At 50.0% G+C, this 888-nt stretch carries 2 protein-coding genes; both read right to left on the bottom strand.

Annotation, left to right across the window (positions count from 1 at the left end; all coding sequences use genetic code 11):
- Nucleotides 1–86: 86 nt before the first annotated feature.
- Nucleotides 87–389: a type II toxin-antitoxin system RelE/ParE family toxin gene (locus tag DFK18_RS14445; RefSeq protein WP_114418982.1), complete on the bottom strand. Its 303-nt coding sequence runs from the start codon at nucleotides 387–389 to the stop codon at nucleotides 87–89.
- Nucleotides 377–634, bottom strand: coding sequence for a type II toxin-antitoxin system Phd/YefM family antitoxin (locus tag DFK18_RS14440; protein ID WP_114418981.1), 258 nt, complete (start codon nucleotides 632–634; stop codon nucleotides 377–379). Before DFK18_RS14440 ends, DFK18_RS14445 begins: the two co-directional genes overlap by 13 nt.
- Between the last annotated feature and the right edge of the window lie 254 nt (nucleotides 635–888).

Raw genomic sequence — 888 nt, 5'->3', positions numbered from 1 at the left:
CAGCATAAGGCAGGATTAACTCCTGATGAATTACTGCACTTCCCACGTCCATGTGGGTCGCAGCGCAATAGTTAATCAGAGGTTTCTTAGCTGTTCCCAAGCATGTACGCCCGAAGCTGTCGCTCCTCTCGCAGGATATAAAGAATGAGAACTCGCTGATCATCCTCACGATAAAAAATGCGACACGGTGGGACTACTACCTCCCGGTATACTGAATTAGGGAGCTCTGGAGGAATCCGACCGGATTGGGGAAAATCTTCTAAACGCTCGGTCTTATCGAAAACTTCTTGGACCAAGTGGCTTGCGGCAACAGGATTATCCAGAGCAATGTACTCAGCAATGGCATCCAATTCTTGAAGTGCAGGCTCCGTCCAGATTACTTCAGCCATTTACTCATTTTCTCCCTGGCCTCACTTTGGCTGTACGTCCGTCCCTCAAGTACAGCCCGCTCTCCCCGTGAGAGCCCCTCAAGCAGCTCAAGTCGGCGCTGCATGAATTCGTAATCCTGCACATCGACAAGGTAGGCGGATGGCTGACCATGCTCCGTGATCAGTACCGGCTCTTTGGACAAGTGCAGCTCTGCCAGAATCTTTGTGGCCTGGCGCTTAAGGTTCGTAACTAGCTCAACTTTCATGGGCTAACCCTGAATCAGACTAATAGTGACACTATAGTATCACTTTTTTAGGTGGGGCAATCACAGCTAACGAGCCCGTAGAAAAACCTCTTTCCAGCCAGCTTTCCCTATCAGTTGGAGGTGATGCCTGTAGTGGTTCAATGATTCTGGACACCAGCGTAGGTGGTAAGATCACCACCATAAACGAGGTGTCTGATGACCAGAAAACGACGTTCCTTTACTCCTGAGTTCAAGCAGGAAGCAGCCAGCCTGGT

Source organism: Marinospirillum perlucidum, from assembly GCF_003336805.1.
In the GTDB taxonomy this organism is placed as follows: Bacteria; Pseudomonadota; Gammaproteobacteria; order Pseudomonadales; family Halomonadaceae; genus Marinospirillum; species Marinospirillum perlucidum.
Note: the sequence above shows the minus strand (reverse complement) of the source record. Positions and strands in the feature narration are given on the sequence as shown.

Bases quoted from the DNA above. Each gene is read 5' to 3' on its own strand.
- DFK18_RS14445 (WP_114418982.1), bottom strand. From the start codon at position 389: ATGGCTGAAGTAATCTGGACGGAGCCTGCACTTCAAGAATTGGATGCC.
- DFK18_RS14440 (WP_114418981.1), bottom strand. From the start codon at position 634: ATGAAAGTTGAGCTAGTTACGAACCTTAAGCGCCAGGCCACAAAGATT.